The sequence below is a fragment of the Pseudoroseicyclus sp. H15 genome (genome assembly GCF_054353345.1).
Genome location: NZ_JBTHJE010000004.1, coordinates 78,227 through 100,806, shown reverse-complemented (window position 1 = coordinate 100,806; position 22,580 = coordinate 78,227). Strand labels below are relative to the sequence as shown.

Sequence of the window (22,580 nt, the reverse complement as noted above, 5' to 3'; positions counted from 1 at the left end):
CCTCAGCGCATTTCTTTGCGCGCGTTATAGACGTTCCAGACAAGGATCGGCGTCACCAGAAGCATGATGACCATCGCCGAGGCCGAGCCCACGCCCCAGTCGTTCGAGCGGAACAGCTTGTCGTACATGTAATTGGCCAGCACCTGCGTCTCCCACTGGCCATTCGTCATAGCGAAGACGATGTCGAAGACCTTCAGCACCACGAGGGTGATCGTCGTCCAGACCACTACGATGGTGCCCATGATCTGCGGCACCTTGATCGAGAAGAAGATCTGGAAGGGGTTTGCCCCGTCGACGATCGCTGCCTCGACCGTCTCTTCCGGGATGCCCCGCAGAGCGGCGGAGAGGATGACCATGGCGAAGCCGGTCTGAATCCAGATGAGCACGATCATCAGGAAGAAGTTGTTCCAGAACGGCACGGTCAGCCAGGTCTGCGGCGAGCCGTAATTGTAGCGGTAGGTGGCCAGGTTATAGAGCCCCGAGAGGCTGGCCCAGAGCAGGAACAGCGCCACCAGAATGCCGATGCCACGCAATACCATCTGCCCGGTGGTGATGGGGCTGCCGCCGGTGTTCTTCACCATCGGCTCGGCCAGGCGCCAGCCCACCAGCGCCACGCCGGCACCGAAGGCCAGCACGAAGAGCGCGGGCAGGATCTTGAGCAGCAGGATCGAGAAGATGCCGCCGTCGAATTGCAGCCAGACGGCGTTGAGCACGCCGATCTGCTCCTGATCCACGGGGCGGGTGTCGTAGATGAGCTTGAAGATCACCGCGGCGCCGACGAAGGAGATCGCCATCGGCATGAAGATCAGCGACTTGGCGATGCTGCCCCAGCCGATGCGGTCGGTCAGCTGCGCCGCCAGAAGCCCGAAGGCGGTCGAGGCGGCGGGCACAACGACGAGCCACATCATGTTGTTGCGCATGGCTTCCCAGAACTTCGTCTCGGAGGCCATCTGAATGTAATTGTCGAGGCCGACCCAGCGCAGGCCCCCGCCGGGGATGCGCTCTGTCAGCGACAGGCGCAGCGTCTCGACGACGGGGTAGGCGAGGTAAAGGCCAAGGGCGAAGATCGCCGGAAAGAGAAAGAGCCAGGGTCGAACCATGTTGGCGCGGTTGATGTTGCGCCCCGCGTTCTTGCCGCGCGCCGGGAAGATCACCCAGTCGAGCACCATGTTCGAGAAGTAGAAGTAACCGATACAGCCGCCGACACCGATGATGATCGTCAGCAGGCCCTGTAGAGCCGGGTTCATGGCCGCCCTCCCTTAACCGCGCACCTCGCCCCCAAATGGCGATGGGGCGGCCCGCTATGGGCCGCCCCGGTATCATGCACGCTTTACTTGATCGCGTCCCATGCCGTCTGGATCTCGTCCGCGACGTCTTGCGCCGAAGCGCCGCCGGCGAAGTCGACCATACCGGTCCAGAAGGCGCCGGCGCCAATGGCACCGGGCATCAGGTCGGAGGCGTCGAAGCGGAAGGTGGTGGCCGAGGTGAGGATCTCACCCAGCGCGCGCTTCGTGTCATCCGAGTAGGTGTCGAGATTGGCGGTGGAGAGCGGCGTCAGGAAGCCCTGACCCGGGATCGCCATCCAGATCTCGTGCGCGATCGGCGTTTCGAGGAAGTCGATCAGCGCCTGGGCACCGGGGGAATCCTCGGTGATCGCGAACAGCGTGCCGGCGCCGAGCACCGGAGAGCCGAGATCCTTCTCGGCATAGGCCGGGAAGTAGAAGAAGTCGGCATCGACGCCCACTTCGGTGCCTTCCGGGAAGAACGCCGGAATGAAGCTGGCCTGGTGGTGCAGGTAGCATTGCGGCGGGGCCGAGAAGAGGCCCTGCGGGCTGTCGCGGAAGTCGGTGGAGGCAACGGCGCCCATGCCACCGGCAACGTTCTGGTCTTCGATGAAGTAACCGAACTCTTCGATCGCGCCGACGACGCGCTCGTCGTTGAACGGGATCTCGTTGGTGACCCAGCCGTCATAGACTTCCGGCGGCTGCGTGCGCAGCATCAGGTCTTCCACCCAGTCGGTGGCCGGCCAGCCGGTCGCACCGCCCGAGCCGAGGCCCACGCACCACGGCGTCTCGCCATCGGCGACGATCTGGTCGGTCAGCGCCTTCAGATCTTCCATGGTCTCCGGCACTTCGTAGCCGGCATCCTCGAAGTTCTCCGGCACGTACCAGACAAGCGACTTCACGTCGGCCTTGTACGGGAAGGCGTAGAAGGCTTCCGTGCCATCCGTGCCAGCGTAGGTGCCCAGATCGACCCAGGATTGGCCGGCAGCGTAGTTCTCCGCCATCCAGTCGGCCGCGTCCTGCCCGAGGGGCGTGAGGAAGCCGCGCGAGGCCAGGTCAGAGGCCAGGCCCGGCTGCGGGAAGACCGCAACGTTCGGGGCCGAGCCGGCCTCGGCGTCGATGACGATCTGCTGCTCGAAGCTGTCGGAGCCGGTGTAGCGCACGTCGGCACCGGTGGCTTCGGCGAAATAGGCCAGAACGGCCTCGATGGCCTCCTGGTCGGGCCCGAGCCAGGGGCCGAAGACGGTGACCTGCTCGCCGGACAGATCGGTATTGGCGGCAAAGTCGTCGTAGGACTGCCAGTTGAACTCACCCTCGCCCGGGGCGAACATGAGATCTTGAGCCGAGACGGCGCCAGCGGTCAGCGCCAGTGTCGCCACAGAGGCGCACAGCATCTTATTCATGATAAAACCTCCCATCGCGCCAAGCTTAGCAAAGGCGCATTTGGTTACTGTCAGAAACCGCTTTGAAATCATCAAAGCGCTTTGGACAAGCGCACCCTGCCGGGATTCTCAAAGCCTGTCAATCAAGGTCGAGGCCACCGAAACATTTCGGGGAGTCTTTGCAAATGCAGCATTTTCTCGCGCGCGCAGCGTAGAGACAATCGCCTTTGACGCCATCTGCGGCGCCCGCTAGGGTCTGTCGGCCCTGCAAGCGCTTTGGAAAGCCCCGATCTCGTGAATCTCAAGGAACTGGCACATAATCTCGGCTTGTCCCAGACGACCGTGAGTCGGGCTTTGAACGGCTATCCCGAGGTGTCGGAGACGACGCGACGTCGCGTGATCGACGCCGCGAAGCAGCATAACTACCGCCCCAACACCCGCGCCAAGGGCCTGGCCACCGGCCGCTCGATGGCGATCGGGCACGTTATCCCGATGGCGACCAAGCACGAGATGGTCAATCCGATCTTCGCCGACTTCATCGCCGGCGCTGGCGAGACCTATGCGAAGGCCGGCTACGACATGATCCTCTCGGTGGTGGAAGACGGCGACGAGGCCCGCATCTACCGCTCGCTCAAGTCGCGCGGCACGGTCGATGGCGTGGTGCTGCACGGGCCGCGGGCGGAGGATTCCCGTCTCGCCCTGCTCGACGAGATCGGCCTCACCTACGCGGTGCACGGCCGCTCGGGCCATTACGATCGGCCCTATTGCTGGCTCGACGTCGATAACGAGAGCGCCTTTCTGCGCGCAACCGACTTCCTGCTCGATCTCGGCCACCGCCGCATTGCGCTGATCAACGGCCTGGAATTCCTCGATTTCGCCGCCCGCCGCCGCGCCGGCTACGAGGCGGCCATGGCCGCGCGGGGCGTGCCCGCCCTGCCCCGGCTGATGCGATCCGACGAGATGACCGAAGATTTCGGCTTCGACGCCGCCAGCGAGATGATGGCGATGGAAGCGCCGCCGACGGCCTTTCTCGTCTCGTCGATCATCTGCGCGCTCGGCGTGCGCCGCGCCATCGAAGAGGCCGGGCTGAAGATGGGGCGCGACATCTCGGTCATCACCCATGACGATGCGCTCTCTTACGTGCCCAATGGCACGCGCGGCGGCCGTGGGCGGCCGATCTTCACCGCCACGCGCTCGTCGGTGCGAAAGGCGGGACGGCGCCTGTCAGAGATGCTGCTGGAGCAGATCGCGAACCCGCAAGTCCCGCCGCGGCAGGAATTGCTTGAAGCAGAATTGATGGTCGGCGCCTCCACCGGGCCGGCCCCGAACGGAGGTGTGGTATGAACGAGCTGGGTTTCGCGCGGAGCGATTTCCCCGAGGGGTTCCTCTTCGGGGCGGCAACAGCCGCCTATCAGATCGAAGGGGCCAAATACGGGGGCGCCGGATCCAGCCATTGGGACAGCTTCGCCGCCACGCCCGGCAACGTGGTGCGCCGCGAAGATGGTGCCGTCGCCTGCGACCATTACCACCGGTTCGAGGAGGATTTCGACATCCTCAAGGCCGCGGGGATGGATGCCTACCGCTTCTCCACCTCCTGGGCGCGCGTTCAGCCCGAGGGCAAGGGCGCGCCCAACCAAGAGGGGCTGGATTACTACGACCGGCTCGTCGATGCGATGCTGGCGCGCGACCTCAAGCCCTTTCTGACGCTCTACCACTGGGAGCTGCCCTCGACGCTGGCCGATATCGGCGGCTGGGCCAATCGCGAGATCCCCGAGCGCTTCGCCGATTTCTCCGAGATCGTCATGGGCCGCATCGGCGACCGGGTTGCCGCCACTGCCACGCTCAACGAGCCCTGGTGCGTGTCGTTCCTCAGCCATTTCCTCGGCCATCACGCGCCCGGCCTGCGCGACATCCGCGCCACCGCCCGGGCGATGCATCACGTCATGCTGGCCCATGGCCTGGCCACCGAGCGGATGCGCGGGCTGGGGCATGAGAACCTCGGCATCGTGCTCAACTTCGACCGCACCCTGCCCGCCAGCGACAGTGCAGAAGACAAGGCGGCGGCGAACCTGCAGGATGCCGTCTTCAACCGCTGGTTCATCGAGGCGATCACCAAGGGCGCCTATCCCGAAGAGGCGCTCGGCTTCCTCGGCCCGCATATGCCGAACGGCTGGCAGGACGATCTGAAGATCATCAACAAGCCGCTCGATTGGCTGGGCGTGAATTACTACACGCGCCATGTCGTCAAGGAGAACCCGGAAGACGCGACCAGCCCGATCAGCCTCGATGCCGAGCTGCCCACAACCCAGATGGGCTGGGAGATCTATCCCGACGGGCTGGAATACTTCCTGACCTGGCTGAAGGAGACGCAGGTCGGCGACACGCCGCTGTATGTCACCGAAAACGGCATGGCCTGGGACGACCATATCGAGAACGGCGCGGTCTATGACCCCCAGCGCATCGGTTTCATCGACGGGCATTACAAGGCGGCGCTCAACGCCATTGACAAGGGCGCCAATGTGAAAGGCTTCTTCTACTGGTCGCTGCTCGACAATTACGAATGGGCCTTCGGCTACGAAAAGCGCTTCGGCCTGGTGCATGTCGATTTCGACAGCTTGGCCCGGACACCGAAAGCGAGCTATCACGCCCTTGCGGCCGCGCTGGCCCGCTAGAGAGCCGCCGAGGACCCCATGTCGAAGCATCCCCCGAACCGCTATTCGCTTGTCGCCGATATCGGCGGCACCAACACCCGCGTCGCGCTGGCCGACGGGCGGCGCATCCTTTCAGACACGGTGCGCCGCTACGACAACACGCAGTTTCCGGGTCTGGAAAGCGTGCTGAAGCAATTCGTGGAAGATGAGGACGGCGTCGATACCCGCGCCGCCTGTGTCGCCGTCGCCGGCCCCGTACGCGACGGGCGGGCGACGATGACCAATCTCGACTGGTCGATCGACAAGCAGGTGCTGGCCCGGGCGACGAAGGCCGAGGTGACCTCGATCCTTAATGACCTGCAGGCGCAGGGCCATGCCATCGGCCATCTGCCCGAGGAGAATCTGCGACAGATCCTGCCCTTCCCACCGGCAAGCGACCATGCGGCTAAGCTGGTGATCGGCGTCGGCACCGGCTTCAACGCCGCGATGGTGCTGGAGACGGAGAAGGGCCGCGTCGTGCCGCCCTCGGAAAGTGGCCACGTGAACCTGCCGGTGCAGACGGAGGCCGACCTGCGCCTCTGCGATTACGTCGCCACCGCGCATGGTTTTCCGGCGGTGGAGGATGTGCTCTCGGGCCGCGGGCTGGAGCGCGTTTATGCCTGGCTCGGCGAAGAGGCGGGCGATCCGCGCGAGTGGAAGGGCCACCGCATCATGGCGGAGCTTGAGGATGGCAACGACGCGCGCGCTGCCGAGGCCGCGGCGCTGTTCACGCGGATGCTGGGCATCGTCGCGGGCAATCTGGCGCTGATCCAGCTGCCCTTCGGCGGGGTCTATTTCGTCGGCGGCATGGCGCGGGCCATCGCGCCCTATCTGACCCGCTTCGATTTCGGCGAGGCCTTCCGCGACAAGGGCCGCTTCGCCGGCTTCATGAGCAATTTCGGCGTGGCAGTGGTCGAGGACGACTTCGCCGCCCTCACCGGCTGCGCCGCCCATCTGATGCACCTGTCCGACTAGCGCCCCTCTCCGGCCCTGACGGGCCGGCTCGCGCCGCTATTGCAGCTGCTGCTGCACCTTCGTCGTAAGCTCGGCGAGCGAGAAGGGCTTGGGCAGGAAGACAGAACCGGGGATCAGCGCCTTGTGCTCGGCGAAGCTGTCTTCGGCATAGCCGGAGACGAAGACGACGCGCGTCTCGGGCCGCGATTTCAGCGCCTCGCGCACCCAGGTCGGCCCGTCCTTGCCGGGCATGATGACGTCGGTGACGAAGATATCCACCACGAGATCGGGGTCGTTGAGGATGTCGAGCGCCGCCTCGGCGCTGTCAGCCTCGAGCACCGTATAGCCGCGCAGCCGCAGTGCCCTACCGGCAAAGGCGCGCACCGGCGCTTCATCTTCCACCAGCAGCACCACGCCCGATTGCGACCGCTCCGCCATGGCCGCCCTGTCGGGCAGCGGGGCGGGCGCGGCGGCACCGCTGGCACGGTGGGCCGGCAGCCAGATCGAGAAGGTCGTGCCCTCCCCCAGCGCGCTGTCGACGAAGATGAACCCGCCCGTCTGCTTGACGATGCCATAGGCGGTGGAGAGGCCAAGGCCTGTGCCCTCGCCCGGGCGCTTGGTGGTGAAGAACGGCTCGAAAATCTTGGTGGTCTTGTCGGGGGCGATGCCGGTGCCCTCGTCGATCACGCGGATCACCACCCATTCGCCGGGCGTCACCGTGGCGCGGTCGCGCGAGAGCGGCGCCTTCAGCACCTTGTTCTCCGTCTCCACCCGGATCTCGCCGCCCTTCGGCATGGCATCGCGGGCGTTGACAACCAGGTTCATCAGAACCTGTTCAAGCTGGCGCCGGTCGGCACGGATGGCGCGCAGATCGGGGTCATGGTTGACGCTGAGCGTCACCTTTTCGCCCACGAGCCGGCCGAGCAGATGGCCAAGGTCCGACAGCGTATCGCGCAGGTCGATCACCTCGGGCATCAGGTTCTGCTTGCGGCTGAAGGCCAGAAGCTGGCTGACGAGCGCGGCGGCGCGATTGGCGTTCTGATGGATCTGAATGAGATCGGCGTAATCGCCGTCGCCCTGATCGTGCTTGAGCAGCAGCAGGTCGCAATGGCCCGAGATGGCAGTGAGCAGGTTGTTGAAATCATGCGCCACGCCGCCGGCGAGCTGGCCGATGGCCTGCATCTTCTGGCTCTGGTTGAACTGCTCCTTCAGCGTCTCAAGTTCGGTGACGTCGCTGAGCGCCGCCACGATATAGGGCTCGTCCTCGCCGCCGGAGAGGTTGAGCGAGACCTGCAGGAAGGTTTCGTCGCCGCCGCCGGTGCTGCGCAGGAACTGCGGCCCCTGCGGCGCGCGGCCCTCGAACACCTCATCCACCCAGTCGATCACCGGCCGGCCGAGCCCGTCGACCAGATCGCTGAGGCGGGTCTGCGGGCCGATGGGCACCGGCAGCAGCTCGCGCGCCTCACGGGTCGAGGCGAGCACCATGCCGTCGCGCGAAACCTTGACGAGCGGCACCGGCAGAGCCTCCACCGCCTCCCAATCGGCGCCGCGGCGCTCGCCCTCGGCCGACTGGCCGGGCAGCAGGTAGATCTCGCTGCGCCCAGCGGCGCCAGCCACCTCGGCCACGAGGCAAGAGAAGGGGCCGCCCGCCGCGCGCACCATATGCATGCGGCCCGAGGTGATGGGCAGATCGTCGAACAGGGCCTCCAGCCGGCGCACCCGGCCACCGGCGAGTTTACGCGCCGCCTCGTTCATGAAGAGGATCGTGCCCGAGGCGGTGGCGGTGAGCATCGGCAGGCTCACAGCCTCCGGCCCGCGGGGCTGGCTGGCGGTGACATCCTCCAGCCGCCAGAGAAAGACGCTGCGGCCGAGCCGGCTGGCGGTGACCTTCAGGTGGTCGCGGCGCGTGACGATCTGTTCGCGGGCGCCGCCCAGCTGCTCGGCCCGTTCCTGCATCTGCTCCAGCAGCTCGCCCGACGAGGCGAGGAGCTCGTCGAAGATGTCGCTGAGATGGCCCAGCGTTTCGCCGCCGGTATGGCGGGCGCGGGCCTGGATATTGGCCGAAAGCACGCGGCCCGAGGCATCGGCCACCATCATGGCGCTCTCATCGCCCTCGAACGCCTCCGACAGCATGGCGACCATGCGCCCCTCGGCCCGCCGCCGCAGGAGCCCGTCAGCAGAGACGAGCAGCGCCGCGGCAAAGAGCCCGCCGGCTGCGAAGATGGCCCAGATGGCCTGAGGGCCGGCGAGATAGAAATAGGCCGCCACCAGAGCACCGATCCCGGCCACCATCAGAGCCAAACCGATCCGCTGCCGCCCCGTGCCCCTGCCCTCTGCCGCCCTCGGCTCGGACGGGGGCGGGCTCTTGCTCTGTTCAGCCAAGCGCACCAACATGTCCTTCACTCGTCTCGCACCCTACCCACATGAAAATGCTTAATGGCGCGTTTACACTGGCCGATGATGGCCCGGTTATGGCGGTTTTGGGCCGGTTCGGCGGTGGGGCAGGCCCTGCGTCAGCTCAACGCGGCCCCGGCCCCTGCGTCAAGAGTGTCAGGAAAAAGCCGTCGCCTTCTGGCCCGGGGCGATGCTGCCAGGACGGTTCGGCGCGCCAGCCCGGGTGCGCAGCGAGGAAGTCTGCGATACGCGCGCCGTTCTCCTCCTCCAGCACCGAACAGGTCGCATAGGCCAGGTACCCGCCGGGCGCGACGAGGGGCGCCGCCTCGGCCAGGATGGTGCTCTGCAGCGCCGTCAGCTCGGCGAGCCTTGCCTCGGTCAGCCGCCATTTCGCCTCTGGCGCCCGCCGCCAGGTGCCCGAGCCCGAGCAGGGCGCATCGACGAGGACAAGGTCATAGGGCGGCGCAAGCCCGGCCCGGCTCTCCGCCAGCGTCACGCGCAGCCCGGCGCGCGCGGCGCGGGGGGGCAGATCGGCCATGCGCCCCGGCTCGGCATCATGCGCCGTCAGCTCCAGCCGGGCGCGCGCCCCCATCGCCAGCGTCTTGCCGCCGCCGCCGGCGCAATAGTCGAGCACGCGCTGCCCATCGGCCAGCGGCAGGCGCAGCACGGCGGCCTGCGAGGCGGCGTCCTGCAGCTCGACCAGCCCGTCGCGGTAGGCGGAAGAGCCGGCCACTCGCCGGGCGCCCTCCATCACCCGCAGCGCGTTGGCCACGGCAGCCAGAGGCTCGGCGCGCACCCCCGCCTCCGCCAGCGCGGCGATGGCCGCGTCCGGCGATGCCTTCTGCGGGTTCACGCGCAGGAACACCGGCGCCCGCGCGCGTTGCGCCGCCATCAGCGCTTCCGCCTCCGGGCCGAGGCGTGGCCAGATCCAATCCGGGCAATCGGCCCGCACCTGCGGCGGCGCCTCCTCCAGCGGGCGCCCCGCCTCCTCCGGCGCCAGCGGGTCGGCGTCGTGGCCCTCTCCAGTGAACAGCGGCGCCGGGTCCTCTCCGGCGAGCCGCAGCAGCCCCAGCATCAGCGCCCGCCCGGTCTCGGGCGCCGCCTCGGGCCCGCCGGCCCAGGCGGCGGAGCGGCGGCAGCGCAGTGCATCGAAGACATGGTCGCGCACCGCCGCCCGGTCGCCCGAACCGGCATAGCGCGCGCCCCTGGCCCAGCGCGTCAGCTCGCGCTCGGCGGGCGCCCCCCCGAGGACAGCGTCGAGGATCTCGATGGCGGCAGCGATACGGGCGCCGGGGGTCATGGGGCATCTCCTGGCAAGGATCCCGCCCCTCTACCCCAGCCCTCCCCGCCCCCACAACCGCGCCGCCACAACCGCGCCCCCACAAACGCGCCCCCACAAACGCGCCTCGTCACCCCGCCTGCCTCAGGCCCTCCCCCGATCCCGGCCGAGCGCGGCCCGCCACCCCTTCCCCTCGTCTTTGCTACCAAAAATCCTCAGGGGGGCCCGGAGGGCGGGGGCAGAATGCCCCCTCCGACCTCTCCACCCCGCGCCGTCCCCGCATTGACCGCGCCGCCCCGCCGCCGCATCCTCGCCCCGCACCCACCGGAGCCCCTTCATGACGACCTCCCGCACCGCCCAGACCTTCGCGCCCCCGGTGATGGAGGCGCGCCGCTGGGCCGAGGGCCTGCCCGCCGAGCCGCCGCTCATCAACGTCAGCCAGGCCGCCCCCGTGGCGCCGCCGCCGCCGCCGATGCTCGAGGCGATGGCTGATTTCGTGCTGAACGATCCCACCAGCCATCTCTACGGTCCGGTCCTCGGGCTAAACGATCTGCGCGCCGAAGTGGCGATCCAGAGCTCCAACCACTACGGCGGCCAGATCGCGCCGCGGCAGGTGGCCATCACCTCGGGCTGCAACGAGGCCTATACCGCGGCCATAGCGGCGCTCTGCTCCGAGGGTGACGAGGTGATCCTGCCGCTGCCTTGGTACTTCAACCACAAGATGGCCAATGACATGGCCGGCATCCGCACGGTGCCGCTCGGCCCCGGCCCGGGGCTGATTCCGGACGTCGAGGAGGCCGCCCGGCTCATCACGCCGCGCACGCGCGCCATCATGCTGATCACGCCGAACAACCCCTCGGGGGTGGAATATCCGCGCGAGGTGATGCGCGATTTCTTCGAGCTCGCGAAGGCGCGCGGCATCAGGCTGATCGTGGACGAGACATACCGCGATTTCCATTCCGCCCCCGGCGCGCCGCATGACCTGTTCGCCGGGCCGGACTGGCGCGAGACGCTGGTGCATCTCTATTCCTTCTCCAAGGCCTACCGGCTCACGGGGCACCGCGTGGGGGCGATGATCGCCTCCTCGCAACTTCTGGCCGAGGTGGAGAAATATCTCGACACGGTCACCATCTGCCCCGCCCAGCTCGGCCAGAAGGCGGCGCTCTGGGGCATGCGCAACCTCGCGCAATGGCTCGCCGGCGAGCGGGTCGAGGTGCTGGCGCGCCGCCAGGCCATCGTGGATGGCTTCCCCCGGCTGGCTGAGAAGGGCTGGGAGCTGCTCGGCTGCGGCGCCTATTTCGCCTATGTGGCGCATCCCTTCGATGTGCCGTCGAACGAGCTGGCGCCGCGACTGGCGAAGGAGGCCGGCGTACTCCTGTTGCCGGGGACGATGTTCATGCCAGAGGGGCACCCCCAGGCCGCCCGGCAGCTGCGCATCGCCTTCGCCAATCTCGACGTGCCGGGCGTGGGCCGGCTGTTCGAGCGACTTGAGGGATTTGCCGGGTAGTGGCCTAGCCCACCGTCACAGCCCGCGGAACAGGGGCCAGGCGAGCGCCTGCCCGTGGGGTGGCGCCCTGCCCTTTCCGCTGCCGCGGTTTATGACCGCAACGCCCCTCCTCGCGGCCAGCTCAGCGCATACGACAGCTAGAGCGCCAGCCCGCCGGGACGGGCAGGCGCTCGCCCGGCGCCTTCGGCCTGATTCCGGGAGGCGAGAGGAGCGGCAACTTTCCACCGAGCTACACGAACGGCCCTCCCCGCATTCCCTACCTCCCCACCATCTCCCCCACCCCCTTCCCCGCTTGCAGCGTCCCCGCCCCTTGCCTATGCAGGGCGGGCCGTGCCGGGAGGGGCGCGGGGTGAAGGGAGCCACGCATGGCCAAGCGCAAAGGCGGCAATATCGTCCTCTACGGCATCCTCGGCCTGCTCATTGTGGGTCTGATGGGCTTTGGCGGGGCGAGCTTCTCAAGCCGGGTCAGCCGCGTCGGCATGGCCGGCGACAAGCCGATCACGGTGGCCGACTATACCTCGGCCCTCAACGAGCAGTTGCAGAGCTTCTCGGCGCAGCTCGGCACCAACATCTCCTTCGCGCAGGCCCAGCAATTCGGCCTCGACCAGATGGTCCTGAGCCAGGTCGTCACCCAGAGTGTGCTCGACAACGAGGCCGCCGAGCTCGGCATCTCCGCCCCCGACGATCGGGTGGCCGAAGAGGTGCGCGCCGTACCCGCTTTCCAGGACCTCTCCGGCAGCTTCGACCGTGAGGCCTATCGCGACACGCTCGCCCGCAACAACCTCGACGAGGAAGAGTTCGAGCAGAGCCTGCGCGACGACATGGCCCGCACCCTGCTGCAGGCCGCCGTCTACGGCGGTGTCGCCGCGCCCAAGACCTATGGCGACAATATCGCCAACTGGCTCTTGGAGCGGCGCAATGTGACCTGGGCCACGGTGCCGGCCAGCTCGGTCAGCCTGCCCGAGCCCACCGAGAGCGACCTCACGGATTATTACAACGCCCATCCCGACCGCTATTCCTGGCCCGAGCGCCGGCGCATCGATTACGCCTGGATCACGCCCGACATGCTGGTCGACACCGTCGAGGTCGACGAAGGCGCCCTGCGCGACCTCTATGACCAGCGCATCGACGAATTCGTACAACCCGAGCGCCGGCTCGTGGAACGGCTCGTCTTCCCGACGGAAGAGGCCGCCACCGCCGCCCGCGCCCGCATCGACGAAGGCTCGACCACCTATGACGAAGAGGTCTCGGCCCGTGGGCTCGAGCTTGATGATGTCGATCTGGGCGATGTCGGCCCCGATGATCTCGGCGCCGCGGGCGACCCCGTCTTCGCCGCGGGCGCCGGCGACGTGATCGGCCCGGTCGAGACAAGCCTCGGTCCCGCCCTCTTCCGCCTCAATGCCGTGCTGTCGGCGCAAGAGACCAGCTTCGAAGAGGCGACGCCGGTGCTGCGCCAGGAGCTGGCCGCCGCGCGCGCCCGCCGCGTCATCGATCAGGAGCGCGAACGCCTGAGCGACCTCGTTGCCGGCGGCGCCAGCATCTCCGATCTGGCCGCCAACAGCGAGATGCAGGAGGGCGAGATCCTCTGGTATGCCGGCGAGAGCAGCGGCATCGCCGCCTACAGCGCCTTCCGCGACGCTGCCGCGGCTGCCGAGGAAGGCGCCTATCCCGAGATCCTCGAGCTGGAGGATGGCGGGCTCTTCGCGCTGAACCTGCAAGAAATCATCCCGCCCGAGCTGCGCCCCTATGAAGACGTGGCCGGCGCCGTGCGCACCGACTGGGCCACCGAGCAGCGCGCCGACGCGCTGGCCGAAGAGGCCGGCACGGTCGCCGGGCAGATCCTCGCCGGATCGAGCTTCGAAGAGGTCGGCCTGCAGCCCACCACCACGTCTGGGCTGACGCGCCGCGACTTCCTTGCCGATGCGCCCGAAGGCTTTGTCGACCTGCTCTTCACCATGTCGCCCGGCGGTGTCGAACCGCTCGCCGCCGACGATGGCGTTGTCATCCTGCGCCTCGATTCCATCTCCGAGCCCGACCCGGAAGAGACCGCCTTCAGCGCCGAGGTGGGCAGCGTGACCGAGCGGATGCAGGCCTCGATCTCGCAGGACATCAACGCAGCGTTCAACGCCGCCGTGCAGATGCGCACCGAGGTCACGATCGACCAGTCGGTCATTGCGCAGCTCAACGCCAACTTCCAGTGACACCCCGATGCTAGAACCCGCCTACGACAATTTCGCACGAGGGTTCGAGGCGGGGGAGAACCAGGTCGTCTGGATGCGCCTGCCGGCGGATCTCGACACGCCCGTCTCGCTGATGCTGCGCCTCAACGGCGCCGGCAAGAACGCCTTCCTGCTGGAAAGCGTCACCGGGGGCGAGGTGCGGGGGCGCTATTCGATCATCGGGATGAACCCCGATCTCGTCTGGGAATGCCGGGGCGACAAGGCCCGCATCAACCGCGCCGCCCGCTATGACGAGGCGGCCTTTGAGGAGATGGCGGAGGACCCGCTGACGGCCCTGCGCGCGGTACTGACCGAGAGCCGCATCGACCTGCCCGAGGGGCTGCCCGCCGCCTCCGCCGGGCTCTTCGGCTACCTCGGCTACGACATGATCCGGCTGGTCGAGCGCCTGCCAAATGTGAACCCCGACCCGCTCGGCCTGCCCGACGCGCTGATGCTGCGACCCTCTGTCATGGCGGTGCTCGACGGGGTGAAGGGCGATGTCATTCTCGTGGCGCCCGCCTGGGCAAACTCAGGGCTGAGTGCCCGCGCCGCCTACGCCCAGGCCGCCGAGCGCGTGGCCGACGCCCGCGCCGCGCTCGACCGGCCCGTGGCCACCGAAAGCCGCAGCTACGCCGAGGGGCACCCCCCAGCCGAGCCGCAATCGAACTTCACGCCCGAGGCCTACAAGGCCGCCGTCGAGCAGGCCAAAGAATACATCCGCGCCGGCGACATCTTCCAGGTCGTGCCCTCGCAACGCTGGGCGCAGGAATTCCGCGAGCCGCCCTTCGCGCTCTACCGCAGCCTGCGGCGCACCAATCCTTCGCCGTTCATGTTCTACTTCCATTTCGGCGGCTTCCAGGTGATCGGCGCCTCGCCTGAGATCCTCGTGCGGGTCTTCGGGCGCGAGATCACCATTCGCCCCATCGCCGGCACCCGCCCGCGCGGCGCCACGCCCGAGGCCGACAAGGCCAACGAGGCGAGCCTGATGGCCGACGAGAAGGAGCTGGCGGAACATCTGATGCTGCTCGACCTCGGCCGCAACGACATGGGACGCGTGGCGAAGATCGGCACGGTGCATCCGACGGAGGAGTTCATCGTCGAGCGCTATTCCCACGTGATGCACATCGTCTCCAACGTCGTGGGCGAGCTGGCCGAGGATCAGGACGCGCTCTCCGCCTTCTTCGCGGGCATGCCGGCGGGCACCGTCTCCGGCGCCCCCAAGGTGCGGGCGATGGAGATCATCGACGAGCTGGAGCCGGAGAAGCGCGGCGTCTATGGCGGCGGCGTGGGGTACTTCAGTGCCAATGGCGACATGGACATGTGCATCGCGCTGCGCACCGCGATCCTGAAGGACGAGGTGCTCTACATCCAGGCCGGCGGCGGGGTCGTCTACGACAGCGACCCCGAGGCCGAGTATATGGAGACAGTGCACAAGTCGAACGCCATCCGCCGGGCAGCGGAAGAAGCGGCTAAGTTCGACAGCTCCGGTAACCGCTAGGCGGCGATTTTCGCGCGAAAATCGTGCACGGAAATCGCGCGATTTCCGTTTCGATTTCCATATGGAAATCGCGGGCGGAAACCGTATGGTTTCCGCCGCCCTGCCCGTCAGTAGTGGTTGCCCGCGGCTTGCCAGCTCTCCACAGAGCCGGCCTCCGCCTTGCCGGCTGCCGCCCAGAGAAGGCCCCGCTTCATCATCTCGAAGGCCGGCCCCTCGGCAATGACAGAGGCCTTGTGGCCGAGCGCGTTGTAATAGACGCGGCCATGCCCCCAGCGCTTGATCCAGGCCACCGGCATCTCCACCGGGCCATTGGCGGCGTGATACCAGTTCACCGTCGGGAAATCGGTGACGGCGAGCACATGGTTCGCCGGATCTGTGTGCAGGTAATACTGCTCTGACTCGACATCGAAATCCTCGATGCCCGCCGTCAGCTCATGATCGCCCGTCATCCTCACCCGGTACTGCACCCCGTCGCCGCCCGGATGCGCCACCCAGTTGCCACCGGTCATGAATTGCCAGAGCACGTTGGCCCGGAAGGCATCGCACATGCCGCCATGGCAGCCGGCCAGCCCCGTGCCGCGGGCGACGGCCTCGGAGACGTTCTGCGCGGCCTCTTTCGACAGCTCAGACATCGTCCAGACCGGCACGATCAGGTCGTAGTCCTTCAGCGCCTCGCCCTGGTCGAAGCAGGCCAGGCTGTCGGTCACGGTGACCTCGCCCCCCGCCTCCGCCAGGATGCCACGACAGAGTTCGGCCACCTTGTCGGGCTCGTGCCCTTCCCAGCCGCCCCAGGTGATCAGTGCTTTCATGTGGCTCCCCCCAAATTGTCAGACAATACTCTAGAGGCCGCCGCGGGCGGCGCAAGGGGCTGGCACGCTCCGGGTGAGGTCAGGCGCGCTGTCGGCGGGAGGAGGCCCCGCGCCGGCGGCGAACGGGCCAGAGCACCAGCGTCGCAAGCCCCGCCAGCAGCAGCCAGCCGAGCGCATAGCCGATACCGGCCGAGATGGCACCGGCCGTGGTGGTGGGCACGGCGGGGGCGTAATCCTCGAACGTATCCTCCAGCAGCTCGCGGTCGGCGAAGCGGTGCGGCATGGCCAGCCGTTCCAGCGGCGTGGCGGCGCGCAAGAGCGCGAGGTTGCCCGAGAGGCGCTCGTAGCGGGCGAAGGTCGCCTCCATGTCGGCATGGCGGCCGTCGAGGAAGGGCGTGCCGCGGTACTCCTCCATCGCCTCTGCGCGAGTCAGGCCCGCCTCTTCCGCCGATTGGTCGAAATCGGCGACGACGAGGCTGAGCGCATCCACCTGCCCCGCGAGGCGCTGCAGATATTGCTGCGAGAATTCAGGGAATTGCGACAGGCCGATGGCACCGGCCAGGCCGCCCGCAAGATAGATCATTCGCAGCATCGCCTGCTCTCCCGCTTCGGGTGCCCGGGCCACGATGGCGCCGATGCCCCGGGCCCTGCAAGCCCCGGCCTAAAGACCGGCGGCTTTGCGCAGCATGTTCGCCGCAACGAGGAACAGAAAGACGCCGAAGATGCGCTTCAGCCGGGCCGCATCGGTCTTGTGGGCCAGAGCCGCGCCGAAGGGCGTGGTGATCAGCGTGGTGGCGATGGTCAGCGCGAAGGCCGGCAGGTTGATGGCGCCGAGCGTGTAGGGCGGCGGCGCGGCCACGTCGTTGAACAGGAAGACGGCGACGGAGGGCACGGCGATCAGCAGGCCGAAGCCCGAGGCGGTGGCGACGGCGCGGTGGATCGGCATGCCGTAGAGCGTCATCGTCGGCACGCCAAACGAGCCGCCGCCGATGCCCATGAGCACGGAGAGGAAGCCGATCAGCGGCGAGAGCGCCCAGCGCGCCGGGCCCGTGGGCATCCCCTCGCCCAGCCGCCACGAGCTGCGCCCGAACACCATGTAGAGCGCCACGATCATCGCGAGCACGCCGAAGATCATCTGCAGCGCCACCGTGCGCAGCGAGGCGGCGATCAGCCCACCGATGAGCGCACCGATGACGATGCCGGGCGCCCAGCCGCGCAGCACGCCCCAATCCACCGCGCCGCGCTTGTTGTGCGACAGGACCGAGCGGATCGAAGTGACGATGATTGTGGCGAGCGAGGTGCCGAGGCAGACCTGCATCAGCTCCTCCGAGCCATAGCCCAGAGCCGAGAAGGCGTAGAAGAAGGCCGGCACCAGCACGATGCCGCCGCCGACCCCCAGCAGCCCTGCCAGCACCCCCGCGAAGGCCCCGATGGCGAGGAGCAGCGCCCCCATGGCGATAAGCAGCCCGATATCCATGTGCGCCCCTTTGTTGCCCCGCCATTTGGCCAGAAGTGGCGCCGACGTCCAGCCCGGGCCTCGCTCAGGCGGCCACCGCCTCGGGCGCCACGCGCGCCAGCGCCTGCTCGACGAGTGCCACTCCGGCGCCCTCGCGGCTCGCCCCTTCGGAGAGGACGCGCCGCCAGGCCCGCGCGCCGGGCTGGCCCTGGAAGAGGCCGAGCATGTGACGGGTGACCTGATGCAGCCGCCCGCCCGCGGCGAGATGCGCCTCGATATAGGGCAGCATGGCATGCACGGCGGCGACGGCGGCCTCATGAGGGGGGCGCGGCGTGCCCTGCCCCCAGATGCGCGCATCGGCGCTGGCGAGGATCTCCGCCGGGCTGTGATAGGCGGCCCGCCCGATCATCACCCCGTCGAGCCCGCGTGCCAGCGCCGCCTCGGCCTCGTCCAGCGTGGCGACGCCGCCGTTGAGCGACAGGTGCAGATGCGGGAAGGCGCGCTTCATCTCGTCGACCAGCTCGTAGTCGAGCGGCGGCACATCGCGGTTCTGCTTGGGGCTCAGCCCCTCCAGCCAGGCCTTGCGGGCATGGATGGTGAAGCGGCTCACCCCGGCGGCGGCGACCTTCTCCAGAAAGGCGGGCAGCACCTCGCGCGGGACCTGTTCATCCACGCCGATACGGCATTTGACGGTGATCTCGGCGCCGGGCGCGGCGGCGATCATGGCAGCGGCACAATCGGCGACGAGATCGGGGCTCTTCATCAGCACCGCCCCGAAGGCGCCGGATTGCACCCTGTCGGACGGGCAGCCGCAGTTGAGGTTGATCTCGGGATAGCCCCAGTCGGCCCCGATCCGCGCCGCCTCGGCCAGCTTTTCCGGGGCAGAGCCGCCGAGCTGCAGCGCGACGGGCTGCTCAAAGGCATCGAAGCCGATCAGCCGGTCGCGGTCGCCGTGTATCACAGCCTCGGCCGTCACCATCTCGGTATAGAGCAGCGCGCGCGCCGAGAGATGCCGGTGCAGTGCGCGGCAGTGACGGTCTGTCCAGTCCATCATGGGGGCGACGGAGAGTTTGGCGTTCTGATCTAGCGTCATGTCTCGTGGGCACTGTTGGCTTCGGGCGCGGTTGGATCACTGTATCCCACCTTGCCCCGCTTCGCACGGGGGGCTCCTCCGTCACTCAGTCTCGGTGCGCTCTCCCTGAGAAAACCCGTCCGGGAGCTTCGTGATCTGGATGTTCTGGTAGGCGTAGGGGATCTCGATGCCGGCCGCATCAAAGCGCTTCTTCACGGCTTCCAGCACGGTGTTCTTGATGCCCGCCGCTACGCCGGCATCCGCACACCAGACACGAAGACTGAAATCGACGCTCGAGCCGCCGAGGTTGGTGACGGGGCAGCCGACGATCTCTTCGATATCCGGAAGAGCCGACGCGATCTCGAGGATTAGGGCGCGGGCCGCGTCGATGTCGACATCGTAGCCGACCGAGATCGGGATCATCGCCATCGTGCGGAGCTCGCGGGCGGAGAGGTTGACCATCGTCGTGTTCGAGATCGACGCGTTAGAGATGATGACCCGGCGATTGTCGTAGGTTTTCAAGACCGTGTAGCCGAGCGACACGTCTTCCACCGTGCCGGTTTCAACCCCGGTCGGCGCGCTGATCTGCAGTTTGTCGCCAAGCCGGAACGGGCGATAGAAGATCAGGCTGAAGCCCGCCACGAAGTTCGACAACGTCGATTGCGCGGCCAGGCCGAAGACGATGGAGGCGACCGACACACTCGCCAGCAGGGCCGTCGCAAACCGGTCGAGCGCCGGGATCATGTGGGCGTAGAACATCACCATGAGGATCCACACGAAGGCGCTCGCCACTTTCGACAGGAACGAGACAGACATCCTGTCGAGCCGGTTGTCATGGTCCCGCTCGACGATCAGGCGGATCGCGTGCCGGAGCAGGCGCGACAGCAGAAGTCCGGCCAGGATGAAGAGCACGAGGATGATCATCGCGCCCGTCCATGTGTCGGGATGCAGATGTGTCGCCCAGCCCTGCACGTCTTTCCAGGTCATCGCGCCCTCCGGAACGCCCCATGAGTGCGCGTGGGCCTACTGCCGCCGGGCGACCTTGTCACGATTGCAAATCCCACAAAGGGCGTATTGGCGGTCGGGGCAGGCTTGGCCTCTGCCATGCTGGGCAAATGTGACTTTGACAGCAGATCGGCGGCTCTGCGTCGGACATCTACACCAATGAGGGTCGCGCTGCGGAAACCAGTCTCTGCCCCCCCGAGCGCCGCGATCCTATCGCTCAAAACTGCAGATTTTTCGCCTCCAAACAATAACTTGGCAAACCTGTCTCAAATGTAAGCTTGCAGAAAAGCTCGCGCAGGACTGCGTTCCTATCTGTTCCTCGACGCCACGAAGCGGTTGCTGGAAGGAACGACGACGATGCCCCCCACCGAGCTGAATGCACTGGTCCTTCAAGGTGGCGGCGCACTCGGCGCCTACCAGGCCGGGGCGTTTCTCGCGCTCGACGAGGCCGGGTTCGCCTTCGACTGGGTTGCCGGCATTTCGATCGGTGCGATCAACGCGGCGCTCATCTGCGGCAATGTCGAAGCGGATCGCGCCTCGGCCCTCAAGGCGTTCTGGGACAGGATCACCGCGACCCTGCCGTCGATGGCAACGGCGTGGACACTTGCCGGACGCCACGCCTATTCCGAATTCGCCGCCGCCGAGGTAATGATGGCCGGGGCGCCGGGCTTCTTCCGGCCGCGGCTGCCCCTTTCGGTCTGGCCCTTCGGCCGTCACCCGGCGCTCAGCATCTACGACACCGCCCCCCTCGCGGCGACGCTGACCGAGCTGGTGGATTTCGATCTGCTTAACGACAGCGGCCCGCGCCTGTGCATCGGGGCGACCGATGTCGAAACCGGAAACTTCGTCTATTTCGACACCCGCACCACCCGCATCGACGTGCGGCACATCATGGCAAGCGGCGCCCTGCCCCCGGGCTTCCCTCCTGTCGAAATCGACGGGCGGTTCTACTGGGACGGCGGGCTCGTCTCCAACACGCCTCTGCAATACGTGATGGAGCAGGCGGAAGGCGATCAGCCGCTCTGTGTGCTGCAGATCGACCTCTTCAATGCCAGGGGCCCCGTGCCCGTGGACGTTCTGGAGGTGCAGCAGCGCGAGAAGGACATCCGCTACTCCAGCCGGACCCGCCTGACCACCGACCGCTACCGCGAATTGCACGCCCTTCACGCCGCCACCGAGCGGCTGGCCGCCAAACTGCCCGCAGAGCTGCAAGACGACGAAGACCTGGCCCTTCTGCGCGCAGCCGGCCCCTCCTGCCCCGTGACGCTGGTTCATCTGATCCACCGCAAGGAGGGGTTCGAGGGCACCGGCAAGGATTACGAATTCTCCCGCCAGTCGATGGCCGACCATTGGGCCGCCGGTCGCCATGACGTGCAGCGCACCCTTACTCACCCCTCATGGACATCGCGCGTCGTCGGGACAGACGGCCTGCAGGTCTTCGATCTTGCAACACGCGGAAAATAAGGAGTTCTGACCATGAACCAAGCCGATCTCATCTCCACCGCCTTCGCGATGCCGGTCACCAGCCCGTCCTACCCCAAGGGGCCGTACAAGTTCGTCAATCGCGAGTTTCTCACCATCACCTACCGGACCGACATGGAGGCTTTGCGCCGCGTCGTGCCGGAGCCGCTGGAGATCCCCGAGCCGCTGGTGAAGTACGAGTTCATCCGCATGCCGGATTCGACGGGCTTTGGCGACTACACCGAAAGCGGCCAGGTGATCCCGGTGACGCTGAACGGCGTGGCCGGCGGCTACGTGCACTCGATGTTCCTCAACGACGACGCGCCCATCGCCGGCGGGCGCGAGATCTGGGGCTTCCCCAAGAAGCTGGCCGACCCGTTGCTGCGCGTCGAGAAGGACACGCTCGTCGGCACGCTCGACGTGGGCTCGGTCCGCGTGGCGACCGGCACGATGGGCTACAAGCACCGCGAGCTCGACCACGACAAGGTGCTGAAGGGCTTCGACGCGCCGAACTTCATGCTGAAAGTCATACCGCATGTCGATTGCACGCCTCGCATCTGCGAGCTCGTTCGCTACCACACCATCGACGTGACCCTGAAAGGCGCCTGGGAGGGCCCCGCCGCGCTTGAGCTGCACGCCCATGCGCTGGCGCCCGTGGCTGAGCTTCCGGTGCGCGAAGTGGCCTCTGCCGTGCATCTGCTGACCGATCTGACGCTGGGCCTGGGCGACGTCGTTCATGACTACCTCGCCTGACCCCCCATCCATTCCGACAAGGAGCAAGACCATGAATCTGAAAGACAAAGTCTGCATCATCACCGGGGCCGCCAGTGGCATCGGGCACGGAATCGCGCAACGCTTCGTTGCCGACGGCGCTAAGGTCGTTATCGCCGACCTCAAGCTCGACGCCGCCCAGAAGGCCGCCGACGAGCTGAACGCCGCAGGGCCGGGCGAGGCCATGGCCGTCGAGATGAACGTCACCGACGAGGCGCAGGTCAACGACGGTGTCGCCAAGGTCATCGCCAAATGGGGCAAGATCGACGTGCTGGTCTCGAACGCCGGCGTGCAGATCGTGCATCCGATCGAGGATTTCCCCTTCGACGATTGGAAGAAGCTGCTTTCGATCCACCTGGACGGCGCCTTCCTCACCTCCAAGGCCGTCATCCCGCACATGCAGAAGGCCGGATCGGGCTCGATCATCTTCATGGGCTCTGTCCATTCCAAGGAAGCGAGCCCGCTGAAATCGGCCTACGTCACCGCCAAGCACGGCCTTCTGGGCCTAGCCCGCGTGATCTCTAAGGAAGGCGCCAAGCACGGCATCCGCGCCAATGTGATCTGCCCCGGCTTCGTGAAGACGCCGCTGGTGGAAAAGCAGATCCCCGAACAGGCGCGCGACCTCGGCATCTCGGAAGAGGAGGTCGTGAACAAGATCATGCTGGGCGAGACGGTCGACCAGGAGTTCACGACGATCGAGGACGTGGCCGAAGTGGCCCATGTCTTCGCCGCCTTCCCCACCAACGCGCTCACCGGCCAGTCGCTGGTCGTCAGCCACGGCTGGTACATGAACTGACCCC

Annotated in this window: 18 protein-coding genes; 9 read left to right on the top strand and 9 right to left on the bottom strand. The window is 67.3% G+C overall.

Features of this window, described 5'->3' with window-relative positions; genetic code table 11:
• Nucleotides 1-2 precede the first annotated feature (2 nt).
• Together ACXN5S_RS09840 and ACXN5S_RS09835 are read right to left on the bottom strand one after the other, a co-directional pair.
• Nucleotides 3-1,247, bottom strand: coding sequence for a carbohydrate ABC transporter permease (locus tag ACXN5S_RS09840; RefSeq protein WP_458605255.1), 1,245 nt, complete (start codon nucleotides 1,245-1,247; stop codon nucleotides 3-5).
• A gap of 83 nt (nucleotides 1,248-1,330) precedes the next feature.
• Complete coding sequence (locus tag ACXN5S_RS09835; RefSeq protein WP_458605254.1) at nucleotides 1,331-2,686, bottom strand: ABC transporter substrate-binding protein; 1,356 nt, start codon at nucleotides 2,684-2,686, stop codon at nucleotides 1,331-1,333.
• Between the two features lie 273 nt (nucleotides 2,687-2,959).
• Between ACXN5S_RS09835 and ACXN5S_RS09830 the strand changes: the two genes are divergently transcribed.
• The 3 genes from ACXN5S_RS09830 to ACXN5S_RS09820 are packed head-to-tail and all read left to right on the top strand — an operon-like array spanning nucleotide 2,960 to nucleotide 6,330.
• Nucleotides 2,960-4,009 carry a LacI family DNA-binding transcriptional regulator gene (locus tag ACXN5S_RS09830; protein WP_458605253.1) on the top strand — a complete coding sequence of 350 codons (1,050 nt, stop codon included), beginning with the start codon at nucleotides 2,960-2,962 and terminating at the stop codon, nucleotides 4,007-4,009.
• Between the two features lie 5 nt (nucleotides 4,010-4,014).
• A complete protein-coding gene (locus ACXN5S_RS09825) occupies nucleotides 4,015-5,337 on the top strand; it encodes a GH1 family beta-glucosidase (protein ID WP_458605400.1) in 1,323 nt (440 codons plus the stop codon).
• A gap of 18 nt (nucleotides 5,338-5,355) precedes the next feature.
• Nucleotides 5,356-6,330 (top strand): glucokinase, encoded by a 975-nt coding sequence (locus tag ACXN5S_RS09820; RefSeq protein ID WP_458605252.1) that lies wholly within the window; start codon nucleotides 5,356-5,358, stop codon nucleotides 6,328-6,330.
• 36 nt (nucleotides 6,331-6,366) lie between these two features.
• On the opposite strand, the gene ACXN5S_RS09815 is transcribed toward ACXN5S_RS09820, so the two are convergent.
• The gene (locus ACXN5S_RS09815) at nucleotides 6,367-8,601 is read right to left on the bottom strand and encodes an ATP-binding protein (protein WP_458605251.1); all 2,235 of its coding nucleotides are present in this window, start codon (nucleotides 8,599-8,601) and stop codon (nucleotides 6,367-6,369) included.
• Between the two features lie 226 nt (nucleotides 8,602-8,827).
• On the bottom strand, nucleotides 8,828-10,003 hold the full coding sequence (locus ACXN5S_RS09810) for an RsmB/NOP family class I SAM-dependent RNA methyltransferase (RefSeq protein ID WP_458605250.1): 1,176 nt from the start codon (nucleotides 10,001-10,003) through the stop codon (nucleotides 8,828-8,830).
• A gap of 316 nt (nucleotides 10,004-10,319) precedes the next feature.
• Here ACXN5S_RS09810 and ACXN5S_RS09805 point away from each other — a divergent pair, with 316 nt between their 5' ends.
• The 3 genes from ACXN5S_RS09805 (at nucleotide 10,320) to trpE (ending at nucleotide 15,206) form a co-directional block, all read left to right on the top strand.
• Nucleotides 10,320-11,489, top strand: a complete 1,170-nt coding sequence (locus ACXN5S_RS09805; protein WP_458605249.1) for an aminotransferase — start codon at nucleotides 10,320-10,322, stop codon at nucleotides 11,487-11,489.
• Nucleotides 11,490-11,854: 365 nt separating this feature from the next.
• Nucleotides 11,855-13,690, top strand: coding sequence for a peptidylprolyl isomerase (locus ACXN5S_RS09800; RefSeq protein ID WP_458605248.1), 1,836 nt, complete (start codon nucleotides 11,855-11,857; stop codon nucleotides 13,688-13,690).
• Between the two features lie 7 nt (nucleotides 13,691-13,697).
• Nucleotides 13,698-15,206, top strand: a complete 1,509-nt coding sequence (gene trpE / locus ACXN5S_RS09795) for an anthranilate synthase component I (protein ID WP_458605247.1) — start codon at nucleotides 13,698-13,700, stop codon at nucleotides 15,204-15,206.
• A gap of 107 nt (nucleotides 15,207-15,313) precedes the next feature.
• Here trpE and ACXN5S_RS09790 read toward each other — a convergent pair whose 3' ends face one another.
• The 5 genes from ACXN5S_RS09790 to ACXN5S_RS09770 all read right to left on the bottom strand — a co-directional run bounded on the left by ACXN5S_RS09790 (nucleotide 15,314) and on the right by ACXN5S_RS09770 (nucleotide 19,530).
• Nucleotides 15,314-16,015: a ThuA domain-containing protein gene (locus tag ACXN5S_RS09790; RefSeq protein WP_458605246.1), complete on the bottom strand. Its 702-nt coding sequence runs from the start codon at nucleotides 16,013-16,015 to the stop codon at nucleotides 15,314-15,316.
• Nucleotides 16,016-16,094: 79 nt separating this feature from the next.
• Nucleotides 16,095-16,598 (bottom strand): DUF2937 family protein, encoded by a 504-nt coding sequence (locus tag ACXN5S_RS09785; RefSeq protein ID WP_458605245.1) that lies wholly within the window; start codon nucleotides 16,596-16,598, stop codon nucleotides 16,095-16,097.
• 78 nt (nucleotides 16,599-16,676) lie between these two features.
• Nucleotides 16,677-17,492: a sulfite exporter TauE/SafE family protein gene (locus ACXN5S_RS09780; RefSeq protein ID WP_458605244.1), complete on the bottom strand. Its 816-nt coding sequence runs from the start codon at nucleotides 17,490-17,492 to the stop codon at nucleotides 16,677-16,679.
• Nucleotides 17,493-17,556: 64 nt separating this feature from the next.
• Entirely contained in the window at nucleotides 17,557-18,564 is a 1,008-nt protein-coding gene (dusA, locus tag ACXN5S_RS09775) for a tRNA dihydrouridine(20/20a) synthase DusA (protein WP_458605243.1), read from the bottom strand.
• Nucleotides 18,565-18,645: 81 nt separating this feature from the next.
• A complete protein-coding gene (locus ACXN5S_RS09770; RefSeq protein WP_458605242.1) occupies nucleotides 18,646-19,530 on the bottom strand; it encodes a mechanosensitive ion channel family protein in 885 nt (294 codons plus the stop codon).
• A 375-nt stretch (nucleotides 19,531-19,905) separates the two neighbouring features.
• Here ACXN5S_RS09770 and ACXN5S_RS09765 point away from each other — a divergent pair, with 375 nt between their 5' ends.
• The 3 genes from ACXN5S_RS09765 to ACXN5S_RS09755 are packed head-to-tail and all read left to right on the top strand — an operon-like array spanning nucleotide 19,906 to nucleotide 22,576.
• A complete protein-coding gene (locus ACXN5S_RS09765) occupies nucleotides 19,906-21,012 on the top strand; it encodes a DUF3734 domain-containing protein (protein WP_458605241.1) in 1,107 nt (368 codons plus the stop codon).
• A 12-nt stretch (nucleotides 21,013-21,024) separates the two neighbouring features.
• Nucleotides 21,025-21,762 carry an acetoacetate decarboxylase gene (locus ACXN5S_RS09760; RefSeq protein WP_458605240.1) on the top strand — a complete coding sequence of 246 codons (738 nt, stop codon included), beginning with the start codon at nucleotides 21,025-21,027 and terminating at the stop codon, nucleotides 21,760-21,762.
• A 31-nt stretch (nucleotides 21,763-21,793) separates the two neighbouring features.
• A complete protein-coding gene (locus ACXN5S_RS09755) occupies nucleotides 21,794-22,576 on the top strand; it encodes a 3-hydroxybutyrate dehydrogenase (protein WP_458605239.1) in 783 nt (260 codons plus the stop codon).
• Nucleotides 22,577-22,580: the final 4 nt, after the last annotated feature.